The 20,084-nt window shown below is 68.5% G+C and carries 21 protein-coding genes; 17 read left to right on the forward strand and 4 right to left on the reverse strand.

Translation table 11 applies throughout. The features are described 5' to 3' along the window. Positions 1-39: 39 nt before the first annotated feature. The 3 genes from rplM to glmM all read left to right on the forward strand — a co-directional run bounded on the left by rplM (position 40) and on the right by glmM (position 2,652). Positions 40-483, forward strand: a complete 444-nt coding sequence (rplM, locus tag ACQPW1_RS06105; protein WP_135234871.1) for a 50S ribosomal protein L13 — start codon at positions 40-42, stop codon at positions 481-483. After that, positions 480-995, forward strand: coding sequence for a 30S ribosomal protein S9 (gene rpsI / locus ACQPW1_RS06110; protein ID WP_433661763.1), 516 nt, complete (start codon positions 480-482; stop codon positions 993-995). The genes rplM and rpsI overlap by 4 nt, the downstream gene beginning before the upstream one ends. 280 nt (positions 996-1,275) lie before the next feature. Next, positions 1,276-2,652, forward strand: a complete 1,377-nt coding sequence (gene glmM / locus ACQPW1_RS06115) for a phosphoglucosamine mutase (protein WP_433661764.1) — start codon at positions 1,276-1,278, stop codon at positions 2,650-2,652. A 57-nt stretch (positions 2,653-2,709) separates the two neighbouring features. On the opposite strand, the gene ACQPW1_RS06120 is transcribed toward glmM, so the two are convergent. Then, positions 2,710-4,365 carry an ABC-F family ATP-binding cassette domain-containing protein gene (locus ACQPW1_RS06120; RefSeq protein ID WP_433661766.1) on the reverse strand — a complete coding sequence of 552 codons (1,656 nt, stop codon included), beginning with the start codon at positions 4,363-4,365 and terminating at the stop codon, positions 2,710-2,712. Between the two features lie 177 nt (positions 4,366-4,542). Here ACQPW1_RS06120 and ACQPW1_RS06125 point away from each other — a divergent pair, with 177 nt between their 5' ends. The 5 genes from ACQPW1_RS06125 to ACQPW1_RS06145 all read left to right on the forward strand — a co-directional run bounded on the left by ACQPW1_RS06125 (position 4,543) and on the right by ACQPW1_RS06145 (position 7,785). Further along, a complete protein-coding gene (locus ACQPW1_RS06125) occupies positions 4,543-4,734 on the forward strand; it encodes a PspC domain-containing protein (protein WP_433661767.1) in 192 nt (63 codons plus the stop codon). Between the two features lie 104 nt (positions 4,735-4,838). Continuing rightward, complete coding sequence (locus ACQPW1_RS06130) at positions 4,839-5,147, forward strand: DUF6802 family protein (protein ID WP_433661768.1); 309 nt, start codon at positions 4,839-4,841, stop codon at positions 5,145-5,147. Positions 5,148-5,323: 176 nt separating this feature from the next. Next, entirely contained in the window at positions 5,324-5,650 is a 327-nt protein-coding gene (locus ACQPW1_RS06135; RefSeq protein ID WP_433661769.1) for a hypothetical protein, read from the forward strand. Positions 5,651-5,658: 8 nt separating this feature from the next. Beyond that, positions 5,659-7,335, forward strand: coding sequence for a hypothetical protein (locus ACQPW1_RS06140; protein ID WP_433661770.1), 1,677 nt, complete (start codon positions 5,659-5,661; stop codon positions 7,333-7,335). A gap of 102 nt (positions 7,336-7,437) precedes the next feature. Continuing rightward, on the forward strand, positions 7,438-7,785 hold the full coding sequence (locus tag ACQPW1_RS06145) for a hypothetical protein (RefSeq protein ID WP_433661771.1): 348 nt from the start codon (positions 7,438-7,440) through the stop codon (positions 7,783-7,785). A 13-nt stretch (positions 7,786-7,798) separates the two neighbouring features. On the opposite strand, the gene ACQPW1_RS06150 is transcribed toward ACQPW1_RS06145, so the two are convergent. Then, entirely contained in the window at positions 7,799-8,656 is an 858-nt protein-coding gene (locus ACQPW1_RS06150) for a dienelactone hydrolase family protein (RefSeq protein ID WP_433661773.1), read from the reverse strand. Between the two features lie 36 nt (positions 8,657-8,692). Here ACQPW1_RS06150 and glmS point away from each other — a divergent pair, with 36 nt between their 5' ends. Next, a complete protein-coding gene (gene glmS / locus ACQPW1_RS06155; RefSeq protein ID WP_433661774.1) occupies positions 8,693-10,576 on the forward strand; it encodes a glutamine--fructose-6-phosphate transaminase (isomerizing) in 1,884 nt (627 codons plus the stop codon). Positions 10,577-10,834: 258 nt separating this feature from the next. Here glmS and ACQPW1_RS06160 read toward each other — a convergent pair whose 3' ends face one another. After that, positions 10,835-12,025, reverse strand: coding sequence for an MFS transporter (locus ACQPW1_RS06160; RefSeq protein ID WP_433661775.1), 1,191 nt, complete (start codon positions 12,023-12,025; stop codon positions 10,835-10,837). A 138-nt stretch (positions 12,026-12,163) separates the two neighbouring features. Here ACQPW1_RS06160 and ACQPW1_RS06165 point away from each other — a divergent pair, with 138 nt between their 5' ends. After that, the gene (locus tag ACQPW1_RS06165) at positions 12,164-12,655 is read left to right on the forward strand and encodes a MarR family winged helix-turn-helix transcriptional regulator (RefSeq protein WP_433661776.1); all 492 of its coding nucleotides are present in this window, start codon (positions 12,164-12,166) and stop codon (positions 12,653-12,655) included. A gap of 50 nt (positions 12,656-12,705) precedes the next feature. On the opposite strand, the gene ACQPW1_RS06170 is transcribed toward ACQPW1_RS06165, so the two are convergent. Continuing rightward, the gene (locus ACQPW1_RS06170) at positions 12,706-13,134 is read right to left on the reverse strand and encodes a plastocyanin/azurin family copper-binding protein (protein WP_433661777.1); all 429 of its coding nucleotides are present in this window, start codon (positions 13,132-13,134) and stop codon (positions 12,706-12,708) included. Positions 13,135-13,237: 103 nt separating this feature from the next. Here ACQPW1_RS06170 and ACQPW1_RS06175 point away from each other — a divergent pair, with 103 nt between their 5' ends. The 7 genes from ACQPW1_RS06175 to tsaD all read left to right on the forward strand — a co-directional run bounded on the left by ACQPW1_RS06175 (position 13,238) and on the right by tsaD (position 20,063). Further along, a complete protein-coding gene (locus ACQPW1_RS06175) occupies positions 13,238-14,686 on the forward strand; it encodes an NAD(P)H-hydrate dehydratase (RefSeq protein ID WP_433661778.1) in 1,449 nt (482 codons plus the stop codon). Between the two features lie 288 nt (positions 14,687-14,974). Further along, on the forward strand, positions 14,975-16,186 hold the full coding sequence (gene alr / locus ACQPW1_RS06180) for an alanine racemase (RefSeq protein ID WP_433665162.1): 1,212 nt from the start codon (positions 14,975-14,977) through the stop codon (positions 16,184-16,186). After that, entirely contained in the window at positions 16,183-17,271 is a 1,089-nt protein-coding gene (locus ACQPW1_RS06185; protein ID WP_433661779.1) for an alpha/beta fold hydrolase, read from the forward strand. Before alr ends, ACQPW1_RS06185 begins: the two co-directional genes overlap by 4 nt. Beyond that, the gene (gene tsaE, locus ACQPW1_RS06190) at positions 17,264-17,710 is read left to right on the forward strand and encodes a tRNA (adenosine(37)-N6)-threonylcarbamoyltransferase complex ATPase subunit type 1 TsaE (protein WP_433661780.1); all 447 of its coding nucleotides are present in this window, start codon (positions 17,264-17,266) and stop codon (positions 17,708-17,710) included. Before ACQPW1_RS06185 ends, tsaE begins: the two co-directional genes overlap by 8 nt. Positions 17,711-17,765: 55 nt before the next feature. Next, positions 17,766-18,524: a tRNA (adenosine(37)-N6)-threonylcarbamoyltransferase complex dimerization subunit type 1 TsaB gene (gene tsaB, locus ACQPW1_RS06195; RefSeq protein WP_433661781.1), complete on the forward strand. Its 759-nt coding sequence runs from the start codon at positions 17,766-17,768 to the stop codon at positions 18,522-18,524. Between the two features lie 4 nt (positions 18,525-18,528). Further along, complete coding sequence (rimI, locus tag ACQPW1_RS06200; RefSeq protein WP_433661782.1) at positions 18,529-19,023, forward strand: ribosomal protein S18-alanine N-acetyltransferase; 495 nt, start codon at positions 18,529-18,531, stop codon at positions 19,021-19,023. Continuing rightward, on the forward strand, positions 19,020-20,063 hold the full coding sequence (gene tsaD, locus ACQPW1_RS06205) for a tRNA (adenosine(37)-N6)-threonylcarbamoyltransferase complex transferase subunit TsaD (protein WP_433661783.1): 1,044 nt from the start codon (positions 19,020-19,022) through the stop codon (positions 20,061-20,063). The genes rimI and tsaD overlap by 4 nt, the downstream gene beginning before the upstream one ends. The last annotated feature ends 21 nt before the right edge of the window (positions 20,064-20,084 follow it).

Raw genomic sequence — 20,084 nt, forward strand, 5'->3', positions numbered from 1 at the left:
TGCCTGGCCGGCAACACCGACTACAGACAGGGAAGCACTGTGCCTACGTACAGCCCCAAGGCTGGTGACGTGACCCGCCAGTGGTACGTCATCGATGCCACTGACGTAGTGCTCGGCCGTCTCGCCGTTCAAGCAGCGAATCTGCTGCGTGGCAAGACGAAGCCGACCTACGCACCGAACTTCGATGGTGGCGATTTCGTCATCATCATCAACGCCGAGAAGGTTGCCATCTCCGGCAACAAGAAGGCGGACAAGCTGATCCACCACCACAGCGGGCACCCGGGCGGCCTCAAGTCGCGCACTGTCGGTCAGGTGTTGGAGAGCCGTCCGGATCGGCTCGTGGAGAAGGCCGTCAAGGGCATGATCCCGAAGAACAAGCTCGGTAACGCGATCGCGGGCAAGCTGAAGGTCTACGCAGGCCCGAACCACCCGCACGCCGCTCAGCAGCCCATTCCATTCGAGATCAAGCAGGTGGCCCAGTGACCGCTCCCGAGGAATTCAACGCCGAAGCCGTCGTCGAGGAATTCGACGCCGTCGAGGTTGTCGAGGACGGCGAAGGCTACGAAGAGGCCGAGGTCGCCGCGGAGACCTTCGCGCCCATCGTGATCGACCGCCCGGTGCAGACCGTCGGCCGTCGTAAGGAAGCCGTCGTTCGCGTGCGGATGGTGCCGGGCTCCGGCAACTTCGTGCTCAACGGCCGCACCATCGAGGACTACTTCCCGAACAAGGTGCACCAGCAGCTGGTCAAGTCGCCGCTGGTGACCGTCGAGCGGGCCGAGAACTTCGACATCGTCGCCCTGCTGCACGGTGGCGGCCCGTCGGGACAGGCCGGCGCCCTGCGTCTGGCCATCGCCCGCGCGCTGATCGAGGTCACCCCGGACGACCGCCCCGCCCTGAAGCGGGCCGGCTTCCTGACGCGTGACCCGCGTGCCGTGGAGCGTAAGAAGTACGGTCTGAAGAAGGCGCGTAAGGCGCCGCAGTACTCGAAGCGCTGATTTTGGCCTCGTCGACCCCCGTCATCCGGCACCCTGGAGGTGCCGGGGGCGGTACGGTCGGCGGGCAACCTGTACGAGAGCAGGCTTCCAGCAACGGCTGGTCGCCTGCTCTCGTGCTGTATAGAATGTGCGGCGTTCGCGAGCCCTACGTGGTTACACAGGCTGCCTCCTCCGGGCCTGACGCTTACGCCGCAGATCAACCCGCGGCGTTTTCGAGGCCCATCGTGGCACAGGCTCTGCTCTCGGGCGCGCCGCGGATCCACCGATGAGGGGCTGAGGTATGGGACGTTTGTTCGGCACCGACGGAATCCGTGGGCTGGCCAACGAGTCGTTGAGTCCGGAACTGGCGCTACGTGTTTCGGGTGCGGCCGCCCAGATTTTGAGCAGTGGCAAGAAACGTCCCCTCGCGGTCGTCGGCCGCGATCCACGGGCCAGCGGTGAGATGCTGGAGGCCGCGGTCACCGCGGGCCTGACCGCCGCCGGGGTGAACGTGCTCCAGGTCGGCGTGCTGCCGACCCCCGCCGTCGCCTATCTCACCGGCCTCTACGACGCGTGCTTCGGCGTGATGATCTCCGCCTCGCACAACCCCATGCCGGACAACGGCATCAAGATCTTCGCCGCCGGCGGGCACAAGCTCGACGACGCCATCGAGGACCGCATCGAGGCGCTGCTCGCCGAGGACAACCCGCTGCGACCGACCGGCCACGGCATCGGGCGGGTGGTCAACGCGTCCGGCGCGCGCGACCACGGCCAGGTGATTCCGGACCAGTACAGCGTCGCGGGCACGCACGAGCGGTACGTCGAGCACCTGGTCGAGGCGACCGGGCAGGACCTGTCCGGGCTGACCGTCGTGGTGGACTGCGCGCACGGCGCGGCTTCCGAGGTCGGGCCCGCCGCCTTCCGTGAGGCGGGTGCGACGGTGATCGCGATCAATGCCGAGCCGGATGGCCTCAACATCAACGATGGTTGCGGCTCAACGCATTTGGAAACGGTCCAGCAGGCGGTGCGTGAGCACGGCGCCGATCTGGGGCTGGCCCTCGACGGTGACGCCGACCGGTGCCTCGCGGCCGATGGCGACGGCAATGTCGTCGACGGTGACGTGATCCTGGCGATCCTCGCCCTCGACCTGCACGAGGCCGGTGAACTGGCGAAGAACACCCTGGTCGGCACCGTGATGAGCAATCTGGGCCTGCACATCGCCATGCGGGAAGCCGGAATCACCTTGCTCACCACCGCCGTTGGTGACCGCTATGTGCTGGAGGAACTGCGCCGTGGCGGTTACACGCTGGGCGGGGAACAGTCCGGGCACGTCATCTTCCCCAAGTTCGGCACCACCGGCGACGGCATCCTCACCGGCCTGAAACTGATGGCGCGGATGGCACGGACCCGGCGCAGTCTCGCCGACCTGGCCGCCGTATTGCAGACGGTGCCACAGGTATTGGTGAATGTGCCGGTCAGCGACAAGTCGCTGGTCGCGGCGGCGCCAGAAGTCCGGGACGCGGTGTTGGAAGCCGAACGTATCCTCGGTGATTCCGGCCGAGTTCTGCTGCGGCCCAGTGGAACCGAGCAGTTGGTTCGGGTGATGGTCGAAGCTACCGATCCCGCGCAGGCCAGGCAGCTCGCCGACGATCTCGCCAAGCGCGTCGCGTCGGTCTGATTCTCGGCACCGGCGTTTACCAGTGGTAAACGCCGGGTCTCGGTGCTGTGGCGCGTGTCAGGTGGTTTCGGTGAGCTTGCCGAAGTCCATGTGCCAGCGGCGGGTGGCCTGGATGGTGTCCAGCATGCGGCGGTCGTGGGTGACCAGCAGCAGTGTGCCGGTGAAGGATTCGACGGCCTGCTCGAGTTGTTCGATAGCGGGCAGGTCGAGGTGGTTGGTCGGTTCGTCGAGCACGAGCAGGTTCACGCCGCGGGCCTGCAGCAGCGCGAGGGCGGCGCGGGTGCGTTCGCCGGGGGACAGGGTTTCGCAGGCGCGCAACGCATGTGAGCCGCGCAGGCCGAACTTGGCGAGCAGGGTGCGGACTTCGGCGTCCGGCCAGTCCGGCATCTGCGCGCCGAAAGTGTCTGCCAGCGAGGTGGTCCCGCGGAACAAGCCGCGCGCCTGATCGACCTCGCCGATCTCCACGCCGGAGCCGAGCGTGGCGGATCCGGTGTCCGGCTGGAGCTTTCCGAGCAGCAGGGCGAGTAGCGTCGACTTGCCGGAGCCGTTTGCGCCGGTCAGCACGATCCGGTCGGCCCAATCGACCTGGACGGTGATCGGGCCGAGGGTGAAATCGCCCTGAGTGACGGTCGCGTCGGACAGCGTGGCCACCACCGAGCCGCTGCGGGGCGCGGCGCCGATGGTCATCCGCAGCTCCCACTCCTTGCGCGGCTCCTCGACCGCGTCCAGGCGTTCGATGCGCCGCTGCGTCTGGCGGGCCTTGGCGGCCTGCTTCTCGGTGGACTCGGCGCGCATCTTGCGGCCCGCCTTGTCCGAGTCGACTTTCTTCGGATCGCGGGCTTTGCGACGGGCGTTGCGCACCCCGTGTTCGAGCCAGTTGCGCTGCATCTGGGCCCGCGCCTCCAGGCCCGCCTTGGTGTCGGCGAAGTCCTCGTACGCCTCGCGGGCGTGCTGGCGGGCGATCTCGCGTTCGGCCAGGTAGGCCTCGTAGCCGCCGTCGTAGATGCCGACCTGCTGCTGCGCCAGATCCAGCTCGACGATCCGATTCACGGTCAGCGCCAAGAACTCTCGGTCATGGCTGATCACCACCAGCGGCACCCGGACACCGGTGACGAACTGTTCCAGGCGGGCCAGCCCGTCCAGGTCCAGATCGTTGGTCGGCTCGTCGAGCAGCAGAATGTCGAAGCGCGACAACAACACCGAGGCGAGTCCCGCGCGCGCCGCCTGGCCACCGGACAGGCCCGTCATCGGGGTGTCCAGGCCGTTGGGCAGGCTGGCGGTCAGGCCGAGGTCGGCGGCGACCTCCGCGGCGCGCTGGTCCAGATCCGCGCCGCCGAGCGCGAGCCAGCGTTCTAGAGCGGGCGTGTACTCGTCCTCGCCGCCGTCGGCGATGCTCTCCGCGGCGGCGTCCATTGTCTGCTGGGCCGCGGTGACACCCGTTCGGCGACCGAGGAATTCGAGGACGGTCTCGCCGGGCACCCGCTCGGGTTCCTGGGCGAGATAGCCCACGGTGGCGTCGGGTGGGCTCAGCGTGATGCTGCCGGTGGGTGCGCGCCGGTCCGCGAGCATGCGCAGCAGCGTCGACTTGCCCGCGCCGTTCGCGCCGACCAGGCCGATCACGTCACCCGGTGCCAGGGTGAGGTCGAGGTCGTCGAACAGGGTGCGTTCGCCGTGGCCCGCAGACAGTCCGCGCGCATGCAGTGTGGTGCTCACTTTCCTAAGTCTGCCGTGTAAGGAGGCTCACCCCGCACCCGGTCGGCCACTAGGGGTTGCACCCTGACCCCTGGGTACTGGAAATCAGGGTCTGGATCGCTCCAGGGACCGATGCGGCACGGTACTCGGCTCGGCAGAGTGGAGTTCGAAGAGATCAGCACCGAGAGAGGGAAGACCATGACCGCACCTGCCCGCCGTTTCACCCGCTCCACCCACGACAAGTGGATCGCCGGAGTCTGTGGTGGCATCGCCGAATACCTCGGCTGGAATGCCAATGTCGTGCGCCTGCTGTTTGTGATTTCGTGCCTGCTGCCCGGCCCGCAGTTCATCATCTACCTGGTGTTGTGGCTGCTGATGCCGAAGAAGTGAGGCCAGGGGGGCTGCGTCGGGCTCCTATGGATGTCAGGATGGAGCGATAGCGTTGTTGTCGGGTCATTGGATGACAGCACCACGAGTCCTGCTGAGGAGGAGTAATGATCACCTCGGGTGAATTGCCGGGTCTGGAACTACCCGGCATCGACGCGTCCTCGTCGCTGGACGGCCTGGGTGCCATCGAACTGCACCATCCCACCCAGGACATCGACGGTGATGGCACGCTCGACACCATCACCACCAACGGTGGCGATGCCATGCAGGTCTGGACCGATTACGACCACGATGGTCTCGCCGACCACGTCACCGTCGTCGAGAACGACGGCGACTATGCCGCCTGGGAGTTCCACCGGCATCCGGACGGGACCTCGGAGTGGGTGCGCACCGACCACGGGAAGATCGGGTCGTAGGCCGTCCGGGGCCGGTTGTTCCCACCCGGCCCAACCAGTAGATTTCCTGCGGGTACGGCCTCGTGCTGGATTCGATGGAACCGAACGTCGTCGTGCCGCGTCGAAAGAAGTATGGGGACACCCGGCGCCGACGTAAGTCCGGGGAGATCGTACGAGGCAGGGACGGAGGGGATCGCGTGGCCGGATCCGAGTTGGTCGGCGTCAAGACGGGGGAGTTGGGGCGACTCGCCAACGAGCTGAGCACGTCGGGGCAGACCGTACGGAACCGCGCGAAGGACGTGGCCGACAATCTGTTCGGCCCGGCCGACGCGGGGGAGAACTACGGCGATCAGGGGCGCAAGATTCAAGCCGGGCTCGAAACGATCTACAAGTGGCTCGGTAACTGGTCGGAGGCGACGCTGGCCATGGGGGATGCCGTGGGGGCGTCGGTGGTGCGGTACTCGAATACCGATCAACAGACCTCGTTCGATATCGCCAAGATCGACAACGGTAACAAGGCATAGGGGCGGACATGGCTTTCAGTGTTCCCGCGAACGCGACCGTCAAAGAGTATCTGGATATCGGGTCGCGCAGCCTGCTGTATTTCGAGAAGTTCGAACCGCGGTTCAAGCGCGCATTCGGTGACGACGCAGGCTTGTCGAGTTACCAGCAGCTGCACAAGCGCTTCTATGAGCAGAACGGGATGAACGAGGACAAGCTGCGGAATGTCGCAGAGAAGCTCCAAGTGGTTCTGCAAGAAGCGAACTCGCAGCTGGATGTGCAGCGCACGCAGTCGAACGCGCTCGGGGGTCTTTGGCAAGGTACGGCGGCCGACGCCGCCAGCGTCATGCTGCACCAGCAGATCGATCGTGCGGGCACGGATTGGAAGACCGCGGGCGATGCATGGAAGGCGATCGCGGCGGCGGGGAATGGGCTGCGGACCGCGGTCAAGATCAAGGCCGAGGTGGTGCGCTACATCCTGGAGAACGGCGAGGATGTCAAAATCGCCGATAAGACTCCGGAAGATGTGGATGACATTATCTCCGGTACGAGTATTGCGGTCAGCAATGGTTGGCAAAGCGATAGCTTGCTCAGCAAGCTCGGTCGAATCTTTCCGGATCTGACCGGCGGATCTGACGCCTGGGCTGCGCGGAATATCCTAGGAATTCTGCCGGGGTCGGAGTACCAGCAGCATGTTCAGGCGCGCTGCCAGCACTGGCTGGAAAACGTGTTCAAGCCCGATTACCTGGCCAAGGCGCAGAAGTTCACCGACGCGTGCAACCTCACCGATACGGCCGTCAAGAACACCTACAGCCCGATCACCAATGCGATGAGCCTGATGTCGGTCGCTCCCTATCCGCGTCCGGAAGGTGTTCCGGCACCGGACAAGCCGAAGGACACGACGCAGTCGCCGCCGGGACCTCCCGGCCCGCCCGGACCTCCTGGACCGCCCGGAAACCCCACGACGCCGACCACCACCACTCCGGCGAGCACGGTGCCGAGCAACGTGCAGACACCGACCACGACACCCACGACGACCGTGCCGAGCACGACGAAGATCCCGTCGCTGGACGGGCTCGCCTCGCTCAGCCAGGTCGCGAGTTCGTTGTCCCCGTTGACGTCCGGGCTCAGCTCGGCGGTCACCCAGGGCATCAGTTCACTGTCCGGCACCATCAAGAGTGGTGTCGACGATGCGGTGAAGAAGATCCAGGAGAGCATCGACCCGACGAAGGCGGACAAGGACCACGACGGCAAGCCGGACGACAAGAAGGACGCCAAACCCGCGGCCGAATTCGACGTTGCCGGTAAGCATCTGAAGTTCGAGATGGGGCCGGACGGCCAGCTGAAACTGGTGATGTCCGATGCCGACGGGAAGCCACAGGAGTTCAGCGTGAAGCTGGACGAGCACGGGGTGCCGGTCATCTCGACGAACGAGCCGAAGACCGAGACCCCGCCCGCGCCGACCGCCGAAACACCGAAACCCGAACAGCCTGCGCCTGCCCCCGCGCCGAGCGCACCGGCGAAGGAAGAACCGGTGCAGCAGGCGCCCCCGACCGAGCAGAACACCGGCCAACCGGGCACCCCGACCGGCGCTCCGCCGAACACGCGGCGCGAAGAAGACGGCGAACACAAGTCGAAACCCATGCCGGGAGAACAGAATCCGGACTTCGACAGCGGTGCGGAATTGGCCGAGGCCGGTCCGCTGTGAGTGAGCTAGCCAACGGCGTCCGGCATGCCGTGCCGAACGCCGAGGGGGCGTTGTGATGCGCTGTCTCAGCGCGGCAGCTGCGGATCGGGGAGAATCAACGTCGTGAGTTATGCCGAGGAGATCGAGCGCGTCGCCGAGGAATGCCGCCGCCGCTCCGCGCTGCTGCTGGACGAGTTCGAGGAGATCAACCGGCGCACCGCGGACACCAGCCGCGCACTCGCCGAGACATCGGCCGCCGAGATGCGCGAGTACTGGGCCGAGCACGCCGAAGAGGTGGAAAAGGCGCGCGCCGAGGCCGAGGAGCAGGAACGGCTGGCGACCGAAGCCCGCGAACAGCGCGAAGCCATCGCCCGCTCGATGGCCGCCCGCCGCGCGAACCGGGATGTCGCGCCCATCGATGAGGAAGACGAGGAAGCCGCCTTCTACCAGCGCAAGAGCTGGCTGATCTAGTCGGCGGTCGCGACTACCGGCGCAGCAGACTGGCCAGCTGGCCGATCTTCAGCTTGGGTGCCTTCGGCTCTTCCTTGGCCTCCGGATCGACGATCACCGTGTGCGGGATGTCCGCCTCCGGGTCGGCGAAGGCCTGATAGGTCTTGTCGCCCGCCACCGTGGCGAGCAGGTAGCCCGCGAGCAGGGCACGGGTGGTGCGAGCGGTCTTGGACTCGTGCTTGCCCGCGCCGACGGCGGCCAGCACGCGGCGACCCTCGATGATGCCGTTGTGCGAAGCGCCGTCGATCGCCCGGAACACCGAGGGCCCGCCCCACGCGGTGGCCAGCGGGATGGCGTTGCAGCTGACCGAGGCCAGATCGGTGGCGCCGGCCAGGATCAGCGCGGGCGTGTCGAGGTCGGGCGCGAGGTTTTCGGCGGACGGCGCGGTCGGCGCCGGGAACAGCGCGGCCACCGCGGCGACCTGGCGCTGGGTTGCGGCGATGACGGCGGCGCCCGCGCCCATGCCGTGGCCGACCAGCGCGAGACGGTCGGGGTGCACGCTGATCGTGCCGTCGCCCAGCCGCACACCCGTGCAGATGTCCAAAGTAGTGAGCAAGTCGGTGCCCAGGCCCAGATGTGACGGGATCGGACCGCGCTCGGTATCCGGGGCCGCGGCAACGAAACCCCAGGACGCGAGGTGCTCGAGTAGGCCTCGATAGTTGGCGGCGCCGGTCAGCCAGCCGTGCCCGAACGCGACGGCGGGCAGGTTGAGCCCCGATTCGGGCGTGAATACCACCCCCGGCTGCCCGGCGATGGCCAAATTGCCGCGCAGCACCCGATGGGGGCCGCGGCTGGTCAGGGTGCTCAGGAGTGATTTCACAGACGCCGACACGACGAGAACGTTATCCGATAAGTACTCTGGTGAGCCATGTGCGGAATCGTGGGGTACGTCGGATACCGGGACGCGCTCGGCGTTGTCGTTGACGCGTTGCGCCGCATGGAATATCGCGGCTACGACTCCGCGGGTGTGGCGATCGTGGACGGCGCTGGTGCGTTGGCTGTGGAACGCAAGGCAGGCAAGCTGGCGAATCTCGAGGCCGAGCTCGCCGAAATCGGGGTGGCGCGATTCGCGGGCACCACCGGAATGGGACATACGCGCTGGGCGACGCACGGCGCGCCGACCGACCGCAACGCGCACCCGCATCGTGACGACAGCGGCAAGGTCGCCGTCGTGCACAACGGGATCATCGAGAACTTCGCCCCGCTGCGCCGGGAGCTGGAGGACGCGGGCGTCGAGCTGCGCAGCGACACCGACACCGAGGTCGCCGTGCACCTGGTGGCCAGGGCATACGCGGAGGGGCCGACCGCGGGCGACTTCGCGGCGAGCGCGCTCGCCGTGGTTCGTCGGCTGGAAGGCGCGTTCACGCTGGTCTTCACCCATGCCGATCACCCCGACCTGATCTTCGCGGCGCGTCGGTCGACGCCGCTGGTGATCGGTGTCGGCAAGGGCGAGATGTTCATCGCCTCGGACGTCACGGCGTTCATCGAGCACACCCGCGAGGCGGTCGAGCTCGGTCAGGACCAAGCCGTGGTCATCACCGCCGACGGCTACACGGTCACCGATTTCGCGGGCGACGACGCGGCCACGCGGACCCGCCCGTTCACCATCGACTGGGATCTGGCCGCCGCCGAGAAGGGCGGTCACGACTACTTCATGCTCAAGGAGATCGAGGAGCAGCCCACCGCGGTCGCGGACACGCTGATCGGGCATTTCAGCGTGGACTCCGACGGCGCGGGCCGGATTGTGCTGGACGAGCAGCGCCTCGCCGATCAGGAACTGCGCGATTTCGACAAGGTCTTCGTCGTCGCCTGCGGCAGCGCCTACCACTCCGGACTGCTGGCCAAGTACGCGATCGAGCACTGGACCAGGCTGCCCGTCGAGGTGGAGCTGGCCAGCGAATTCCGTTACCGCGACCCGGTTCTGGATCGTTCGACGCTGGTCGTGGCGATCTCACAGTCGGGCGAGACGGCCGACACGCTCGAGGCGGTGCGGCACGCCAAGGAGCAGAAGGCGCGCGTGCTCGCGATCTGCAATACCAACGGCGCGCAGATTCCGCGCGAGGCCGACGCGGTGCTCTACACCAGGGCGGGGCCGGAGATCGGCGTCGCCTCCACCAAGGCGTTCCTGGCTCAGGTGACCGCGAACTACCTGGTCGGGCTGGCCTTGGCGCAGGCGCGCGGCACCAAGTACCCGGACGAGGTGGCCCGCGAGTTCGCCGAACTCGAGGCGATGCCCAAGCTGGTGGAGCGGGTGCTGGAGACGGCGCCGCAGGTGCGGGCGATCGCGCGCGAGCTGGCGCACGTGTCGACGGTGCTGTTCCTCGGTCGCCACGTCGGCTACCCGGTGGCGCTGGAGGGTGCGCTCAAGCTCAAGGAGCTGGCGTACATGCACGCCGAGGGTTTCGCGGCGGGCGAGCTCAAGCACGGCCCGATCGCGCTGATCGAAGAGGGCCTGCCGGTGATCGTGGTGATGCCGTCGCCCAAGGGGCGCGCGGTGCTGCACTCCAAGCTGCTCAGCAACATTCGCGAGATCCAGGCGCGCGGCGCACGCACCATCGTGATCGCCGAGGAGGGTGACGACACGGTACGCCCGTTCGCCGACGACCTCATCGAGATCCCGACGGCCCCAACGCTGTACCAGCCGCTGCTGTCGACGGTCCCGCTGCAGATCTTCGCCGCCGAGGTTGCCCAGGCTCGCGGCTACGACGTGGACAAGCCACGTAACTTGGCCAAGTCCGTCACCGTCGAATAGCGCACAGCCACAACCGTTCGCCGAAAACACCCCGAATTGCTAAGCAATTCGGGGTGTTTCGCATCGAGCGCCATGGCTGTGGGCAGTGGCCGAGGGGCGCGGCAAAGTTCGGTGATGTCGCGATAGACGCTGCCAACTGCTCGTGGAATTGGCGAGTGGCACATGGCTGCGGCGAAGTGCGAGAGAGGCTCGCCATCATGTGCCACTCACGGCGCAAACCCGGCGGCGAGGGGACGCCGCCGGGTTGGGGCGGGTGGGTCAGACGGTGGCTGCCAGGGGTTCGGTTGCGGCTGGGTGGGTTTGGGTCGCGCGGCGTTCCAGGGCGCCGGACCAGACGGCCAGGGCGAGGGCGATGACGACCAGGACGACGCCGACCCAGTTGGGGGCGGTGTAGCCGAAGCCCGCGGCGATGACGATGCCGCCGAGCCAGGCGGAGATGGCGTTGCCGAGGTTGAAGGCGCCGATATTGACGGCGGAGGCCAAAGTCGGTGCGCCGGAAGCCTGGTCGAGCACGCGCTTCTGCAGCGGCGGGACGGTGGCGAAGCCGAGGGCGCCGATCAGTACGACGGTGATCGCGGCGGCGATCTTGTTATGCGCGGTGAGGGTGAACAGGGCGAGCACCACGGCCAGGCCGCCGAGGGAGACGTAGAGCATCGGCATCAGATGCTTGTCGGCGAACTTGCCGCCGATCAGGTTGCCCGCGAAGAAGCCGAGCCCGAACAGCACCAGCAGCCAGATGACCGAGCTGTCCGCGAAACCGGTGACCTCGGTCATCATCGGCGCGAGATAGGTGATCGCCGCGAAGACGCCGCCGAAGCCGAGCACGGTCATCGCCATCGCGAGCAGCACCTGCGGGTTGCGGAAGACGGCGAGCTCAGTGCGTAGCCGGGCATCCTGCGGCGCGGGCTGTTCGGGCACCAGCAGTGCAATGCCGACCAGTCCGATCAGGCCGACCAGCGCGACGATCAGGAAGGTGAGCCGCCAGCCGAACTGCTGGCCGAGCAGGGTGCCGAACGGCACGCCGACCATGGTGGCGACGGTGAGTCCGGTGAACATGATGGCGATCGCCCCGGCCCGCTTGTCCGGGCGAACCACGGTGCCCGCGACGACTGCGCCGATGCCGAAGAACGCGCCGTGCGCCAGCGAGGCGACGATCCGTCCGGTCAGCATCAGGCCGAAAGTGGGTGCGACAGCGGACAATACGTTGCCCGCCACCAGGAGCAGCAGCATGCCGAGCAGCATCCGCTTGCGGGAGACCCGCGTGCCGAGCCCGGTCATCAGGGGCGCGCCGACCACCACGCCGAGCGCGTACCCGGTGACCAGCAGCCCCGCGGTGGGGATGGACACCGCGTAGGTGTCGGCGATATCGGGGAGTAATCCCACGACGACGAATTCGGTGGTGCCGATTCCGAATGCCCCGAGTGTCAAAGCGAGGAGTGCGAGCGGCATGAGCGAGAGCCTCCACGTTAAGTTGCGCCTGAGCCTTGCAGGCGTCAACAATAGTTGCACACGCGTGATAATTGCAAGCGCGGGCTATTGCGTTGCTCATCTATCCTGGAGGGACAACCTCTACGCGGAAGGAACACGATGACCGCGGACGCCGCCCTGACCGGCCTGGCCGATGGCTGGTACGCACTGTCGCTGCTGCACGATCGGATCGAGGCGCACATCGAACGGGCCCTACAGGGTGGCCACGACCTAAGTGTCCGCGAGTACTCGCTGCTGGTCGTGCTCAGCCGCCAGCACGACGGGCCGGGCGGTCATCTACGGATGAATCAGGTCGCCGAGGCCGTCGTGTTGAGTCAGAGCGCCACGACCCGGCTCGTCACCCGTCTAGAGGATCGGGGACTGCTCCAGCGGTACCTGTGCCCCGATGACCGCCGGGGCATCTACACCGACGTCACTCCGCCGGGTTTGGCCCTGCTGGAACAGGCCCGGCCCACTCACGACGCCGCTCTCGCCAGTGCACTCGGCCAAGCCGCCGCCGATCCCGAACTGGCTCCCCTCGTGGCCGCTGTCGAAGCGCTCAACACCAGTTCCGCCCGCGGACTCCGAACCCGTCAATATCGCCCGGTCTAACGGGCCTGGCCGTCGAACGGGACATGCCGGAGCAGCTGTGTCCCGTTCGGCTACTGGACGGTGACGGTGCCGCGCATTTCCGGGTGCAGGGAGCAGAGGTAGCGGTAGGTGCCGGGGACAGTGAAGGTGTAGCTCCAGTCGCCCTTGTCGATGATGGGGCTGTTGAGGCCCATCGCCTTGTCGCCGATGCCCTGCACGGTGTGCGGGGCCTTGTCGGCGAAGTGCCAGGTGACGGTGTCGCCGGTTTTGACGGTGACGTCGGCGGGGGCGAACTTCATGTTGTTCACCTCGACGGTGACGTCGGTGGACTTGGCGTCGCCCGAGGGCTGGGCGGTCGTGGTGGTCGGGTGCGACCGCTTCGTGGTGGTCGCGGCGGCGTCGGAGTCGCTCCCGCCGCAGCCGGCGACCAGCAGCGCCGCTGCCAGCGCGAATCCGGTAACAACCTGTGTGGACCTTGCACGGGGCTTGACCATAGGCATGATCGCCAAGCGTAGTCTGCTGTCGTTGCGGGCTTGTGCGGCACTATCGGCGCCTCGGGGGCCCGCGGTGACGTACGAGCAGTACCGAAGTGGAGGATCTCCCATGTCCACGCAGCGCGGTTATTTCACCGCCGACGAAGTACGCGCGGCCGAGGCCGAGCTGTTCACCCGAGTCCCGGACGGCGTCCCCATGCAACGCGCGGCGCACGGTCTGGCCACTGTCGTCGCGGGCGAGCTGCGGGCACGCACCGGCGGTGTCGCGGGACGTTCGGTGACCTTGCTCGTCGGGTCCGGCGACAACGGCGGTGACGCGCTGTGGGCCGGGTCGATGCTGCGCCGCCGGGGTGTCGCGGTGACGGCGGTGCTGCTGAATCCGGCCCGCGCCCACGCGAAAGGTCTTGCGGCGCTACGCAAGGCGGGCGGGCGGGTGCGCGACGAGATCGGCGATCCGGACTTGGTGATCGACGGCATCGTCGGCATCTCCGGCCGTGGTGCGTTGCGCCCGGACGCGGCCGAACTCGTTGCGGGGCTGCGAGTTCCGATCGTTGCGGCGGATTTGCCGAGCGGGGTGGATCCGGATACCGGCGCAATCACCGGGCCCGCCGTCCGCGCCGACGTCACCGTCGCGTTCGGCGCGTACAAGCCGGTGCATGTGCTGGCCGCGCCGTACTGCGGGCGAATCGAACTGGTGCCCATCGGTTTACGACTGCCGGAGCCGAATCTCGCGGCGCTGGAACCCGCTTCGATCGGCGCTGGCTGGCCGGTGCCGGAGGCGACCGACGACAAGTACTCCCAGGGTGTCACCGGCGTCTGCGCGGGTAGCGCCGACTATCCGGGGGCTGCGGTGTTGTGCACCGGGGCCGCCGTCGCGGCGACCTCGGGCCTGGTCCGCTATGCCGGACGCGGTGTCGCCGATGTCCTTGCGCATTTCCCGGAAGTCATTGCCACCGAGCATGTCTCGGATGTCGGCCGGGTCCAGGCCTGGGTGTTCGGGCCCGGTGCGGGCACCGACGCCGACGCGCACAAACGTCTCGTCGAGATCCTCGCCACCGACCTGCCCGTCGTCGTGGACGCGGACGGCCTCACCCTGCTCGCCGCCGAACCCGACCTGGTCCGTGGCCGCTCCGCGCCGACCGTATTGACCCCGCACGCAGGCGAATTCGCGCGCCTCACCGGGGCCGAGGTCGGTGACGATCGGGTGGCCGCAGTCCGCTCCCTCGCCGACGACTGGCAGCTCACCGTCCTCCTGAAGGGCCGCGCCACCCTCGTCGCTACCCCGGGTGAGCCCGCCCTCGTCAACGAGGCGGGCGCCTCCTGGGCCGCCACCGCGGGCGCGGGTGACGTCCTCTCCGGCATCATCGGCGCCCTCCTCGCGGCAGGCCACACCCCCGCATGGGCCGCTGCGGCCGCCGCGAGGGCGCACTCCCTCGCCGCCAACCTCGCCGCGCACGAAGGTCACCCCGAAGCCGCCCCTATCTCGGCAACCCCGTTGCTTGAGCACATCCGCCCGGCTATCCGCACTCTCCGTGCACTCGCCCGTCCGGAATTCTGAGTCGAGCGGCCGGTCCGGTCGGCCCGTGTTCGGCCTCCGTGCGCCGCTCGTGTTCCAGCCGAAGCGGGTCCAGATCGCCACGGTGGACTGCGGTTTTGCCGTCGCGTCGCGCATTCCGATGTCGGCCTGTGCTTGTCGAGCCCAGTCATAGGACCGACCGCCCCGCTGTGCCGCAGAACACGGCCGCGGCAACTCGCCGCAACCAGACATCCCCTCGCCAATAGACTTCACCGAGAACAATCGTGACGACTGACTTCGACAGCACATGGGTAACTCGTCGGGTACGGGCTGACCGCAGCCCGCCGCGTCACCGCCAGCCGCCGATGCCATGGCATCCAAGTCTGGCCTGAATTCCCGGAGAGGCGGACTAGCGTGAACGCGCAAGTGGAGACGGTCGTCGATCTCGATGCCATTGCCCACAACGTGCGCATCCTGCGGGAGCACGCGGGCGGCGCCGCCGTGATGGCCGTGGTCAAGGCGGACGGTTACAACCACGGCGCTGTCGAGGTCGGCAAGGCGGCATTGGCCGCGGGCGCCGCCGAATTGGGCGTCACCACGATCGAAGAGGCCGTGCTGCTGCGCGCCGCCGGGATCACCGCGCCGATCCTGAGCTGGCTCAACGACTCCGGTGGCGACTACGCCGCCGCGATCGCCAACGACATCGAGATCGGCGTCTCCTCGCTCACTCAGCTGCGGGCGGTGGAAGCGGCGGCCAGGAGCACCGCCCGCGCCGCGACGGTCACCCTCAAGGTGGACACCGGCCTCAATCGCAACGGCCTGTCGACGGCCGAATACCCGCAGGCCCTCGCCGAGCTGCGGACCCTGGTGGACGAGCAGGCGGTGCGCTTCCGGGCGATCTTCTCCCACCTCGCCCGCGGCGACGAACCCGAGCATCCGACCAATGACCTGCAGCGCGACCGCTTCCTGGAGGCCATCGCCGCCGCCAAGGAGCACGGCCTGGAACCGGAACTGGTGCACCTGGCCAACTCGCCTGCCACGCTGACCCGCCCCGACCTCGCCTTCGACATGGTCCGCCCGGGCATCGCGGTGTACGGCATTTCCCCGGTCCCGGACCTCGGCGACTTCGGACTGCGCCCGGCGATGACGTTCCAGGCCCGCGTCGTTCAGGTCAAGCAGATCGCGGCCGGGGCGGGCGTCTCCTACGGACACACCTGGATCGCCCCGCGCGACACCACGGTCGCCCTCATCCCCGCAGGCTATGCGGACGGTGTACTCCGGCCGCTGAGTGGACGTTTCGAGGTGTGGCTCGGCGGCGCGCGGCGGCCGAACGTCGGCCGGGTCTGCATGGACCAGTTCGTCGTCGACCTCGGTGACAACGCCGCGAACGTCCGTGAGGGCGATGTCGCCGTCATGTTCGGCGGCGGTCAGGGCGAACCGCGGGTCGAGGACTGGGCGGTGCAGCTCGACACCATCAACTACGAGGTGGTCTGCTCGCCGCGCGGCCGCGCGGTCCGCCGCTATGTGGGCGGTGCCCGGTGAAACGTCCCCGGATCACCGCACTGCGCGGCGGCCTCGCCACCGCGGGTGTGGTCGGCGCGCTGGCCGGGGTGCACGCGCTGCGCCGCGCGGGCGCCCGCGTGCTCTGGCCCGCCCGCCGCGACGAATACCGGGACGAGAACTTCGATCTCATCGATGACGACCGCTCCGGCGCGGTGCTCACCGAGGACGGCGTGCGCCTGGCCACTCGCGAATGCGGCCCCGCGGACGCGCCGGTCACCGTGATCTTCGTGCACGGCTTCTGCAACACCATGGAGTCCTTCCACTTTCAGCGCCGCGACCTCGAAAAGCGTTGGGGGCCAAGCGTGCGCCTGGTGCTGTTCGACCTGCGCGGGCACGGCCGCTCGGGCACGCCGGAAACCGAGAGCTGCACCGTCGCCCAGCTCGGCCGCGACCTCGCCGCGGTGATCGCGGCGAGCGCGCCGACGGGTCGGGTGGTGCTGGTCGGGCATTCGCTGGGCGGGATGGCGGTGCTCGCCGCCGCGGCGCAGTTCCCGGATCTGTTCGCGGACCGGGTGATCGGGGTTGCGCTGCTGTCCACGGCCGCCGCCGAGGTCACCGCGGCGGGCATCACCCAGCTGCTGCGCAATCCGGCGATCGACGGTTTCCAGATGGTCGTGCACACCGCGCCCGCGCTGGTCCAGGCGGGCCGTTCCACGGCGCGGCACGTGATCACGCCGATCCTGCACGTCAGCTCGTATCACGGCCAGGTGAGTCCCACTCTGTCCCGATTCACCACCATGATGATCGACCGGACGCCGGTCGAGACCATCGTGAAGTTCCTGAAAGCCATCCAGGTGCACGATGAATCGGCCGCGCTGCCCACCCTCGCGCGACTGCCGGTGCTGGTGCTCGGCGGCACCCACGATCTGGTGATCCCGTTCCGCAACTCGCGCGCGCTGTCGCACGAGCTGCCGGGCTGCGAGTTGATCCGGCTCGTCGGCGCCGCGCACATGCCGCACCTGCAGTACCCGGATATCGTCAACGACGCCCTCGATCGCTTGCTCGTGCGCGCAGGCGCGATCGAACCGACCCAAGCATCCGCCTCGGAGGTGACCAGTGGCTGACCGGCAGCAGCGGATCCTGCCCACCGTCGCCGACACCGAAGCGCTCGGCCGTGAGCTCGCGGCCGGGCTCGGCGCGGGCGACCTGGTGGTGCTGGACGGCCCGCTCGGCGCGGGCAAGACCGCGCTCACCAGGGGCATCGCCGCGGGTCTCGGCGTGCAGGGCCGGGTCAGCTCGCCGACCTTCATCATTGCCCGCCAGCACCGGGCGGGTGAGCGCGACGGCGCGGTGCCGCTGGTGCACGTGGACGCCTATCGACTCGGCGGCGACCTGGACGAGCTGGACGCCCTGGATCTCGACACCGATCTGGATCAGGCGGTGGTCGTGGTGGAGTGGGGCCGCGGGGTCGTCGAGCACCTGACCGACCGACACCTGCGGGTGCTGCTTTCGCGCGAACCGGATTCGGACGTGCGCACCGCCGAATGGGAATGGGTCGATTAACTACCTGGTAGCTCCGCACCGACGGCAGCTACCAACCGGTATCGTTGGATCAATCATGCTGGTATTAAGCGTCGACACCGCGACACCCGCCGTGACAGCGGGATTGGTGGAACTGGAGCAGGCCGCACCGGGCGCGGCCACCGTCGGTGGCGACCGCTTGCCGGTCGCCGGCAACGGCAGCGCAGGCGAACGCTTATCGATCGCTCGATACGACACCCGCACCCTGGCCTCCCGGGTACGGGTCGATCCGCGCGCGCATGCCGAGGTGCTCACCCCTCAGATTCTCGAATGTCTCACCGAGGCAGGACGTTCCAGGGCCGACATCGACGCGGTCGTGGTCGGCGTCGGTCCGGGCCCGTTCACCGGGCTGCGCGTCGGCATCGCGACCGCCGCCGCCTTCGGTGACGCGCTGGGCATTCCGGTGTACGGCGTGTGCAGCCTGGACGCGATCGCGGCCGACACGGTGTCCGACCTCACACCCGGCAGCGAGCTGCTGGTGGTCACCGACGCGCGCCGCCGCGAGGTGTACTGGGCGCGCTACCGCGACGGCGCGCGCGTCGCCGGGCCGGACGTGGCCAAGCCGAGTGAGGTGGATATGGCGCAGGCCACGGTGATCGCCGGATCCGCCTCGCACGTCGACTTCTTCGACCTACCCGTGCTGCCGGTGGAGACGCCGTCGCCCGCCGGGCTGGTCCAGGTCGCCGCGGCCGATCTGCTCGCGCGCGCGGTGCCCGAGGCGCTGGCGCCGCTGTATCTGCGCAGGCCCGACGCTGTCGAGAAGAGCTACCGCGCCTTGGACCGGACGGGAGCGTGACCCGATGACTATCCGAATCGAGCCGATGGTCGTCGCGGACATCGAGCGCTGCGTCGAGCTCGAGCAGCTGCTGTTTCCCGAGGACGATCCCTGGCACGCGGTGGCTTTCCAGTCGGAGCTGGCCGCACCGCACAATCGCTACATCACCGCTCGCGACGACGACGGGCGAATGGTCGGCTACGCCGGCGTCGCGTTGCTCGGTGATGACGAACACCCCGAGGCCGAGGTGCACACCATCGGTGTCGACCCGACCTGCCTGCGGGCCGGCATCGGCACGCTGCTGCTCGAGGCGCTGCTCGCCGAGGCGGGCAAGCGGGGCGGGCCGATGTTCCTCGAGGTCCGCACCGACAACACCCCGGCGATCGCGTTGTACGCCAAGCACGGCTTCCACATCATCGGGTTGCGCAAGAACTACTACCACCCCAGCGGCGCCGACGCCTACACCATGCGCAGGCCCGCGCTGAGCGCGCTGCCCCTCCCGGACGAGGTCCTTTCGTGATCATCATGGGCATCGAAAGTTCCTGCGACGAAACCGGAGTCGGCGTCGTGCGCAGGCACGACGACGGCAGCTGCGAGCTGCTCGCGGACGAGGTCGCCTCCAGCGTCGACCAGCACGCGCGCTTTGGCGGCGTGGTGCCGGAGATCGCGTCGCGGGCCCATCTCGAGGCGATCGTGCCCGCCATGCGCCGGGCGCTCGCCGCCGCGGGCATCGCCAAGCCGGACGCGCTGGCCGTGACCATCGGCCCCGGCCTGGCCGGTGCGTTGCTGGTGGGTGTCGCGGCCGCGAAAGCCTATGCGGCGGCGTGGGATGTGCCGTTCTACGCGCTGAATCATCTCGGCGGGCATGTCGCGGTGGACACGCTGGAGCACGGTCCGATGCCGCCGTGCGTCGCGCTGCTCGTCTCCGGTGGGCACACCCATCTGCTGAAGGTCACCGATCTGGCCGAGCCGATCGTCGAGCTGGGTAGCACCGTCGACGATGCGGCGGGCGAGGCGTTCGACAAGGTGGCTCGGCTGCTCGGGCTCGGCTTCCCCGGCGGTCCCGCGCTGGATGCGGCTGCGGCGCAGGGGGATTCGCGGGCGATCGCGTTCCCGCGCGGGATGACCGGGCCGCGGGACGCGCGCTATGACTTCTCCTTCTCCGGTCTGAAGACGTCCGTTGCCCGCTATGTCGAGTCGGCGCAGCGCAGCGGGTTGACCGCCGAGGACCTGCCGATCCCGGACATCGCGGCTTCCTTCCAGGAGGCGGTCGCCGATGTGCTCACCATGAAGGCGGTGCGTGCGGCGCAGGACGTCGGCGTGGACACGCTGGTGCTGGGCGGCGGCGCGACGGCCAACTCGCGGATCCGATCGATGGCCGAAGAGCGTTGCGCGGCGGCCGGGTTGACACTTCGGGTGCCCAGGCCGCGGCTGTGCACGGACAACGGTGTGATGATCGCGGCGCTCGGCGCGCATGTGATCGGCGGTGGCGCGCGGCCGTCGCCGTTGACGGTGGCGACCGATCCGGGGCTGCCGGTCTCGGTCAGCCGGGTCAGCTGAACTTCCTGGTACCTACGTTGC

Source organism: Nocardia sp. CA-128927, from assembly GCF_050955855.1.
In the GTDB taxonomy this organism is placed as follows: Bacteria; Actinomycetota; Actinomycetes; order Mycobacteriales; family Mycobacteriaceae; genus Nocardia.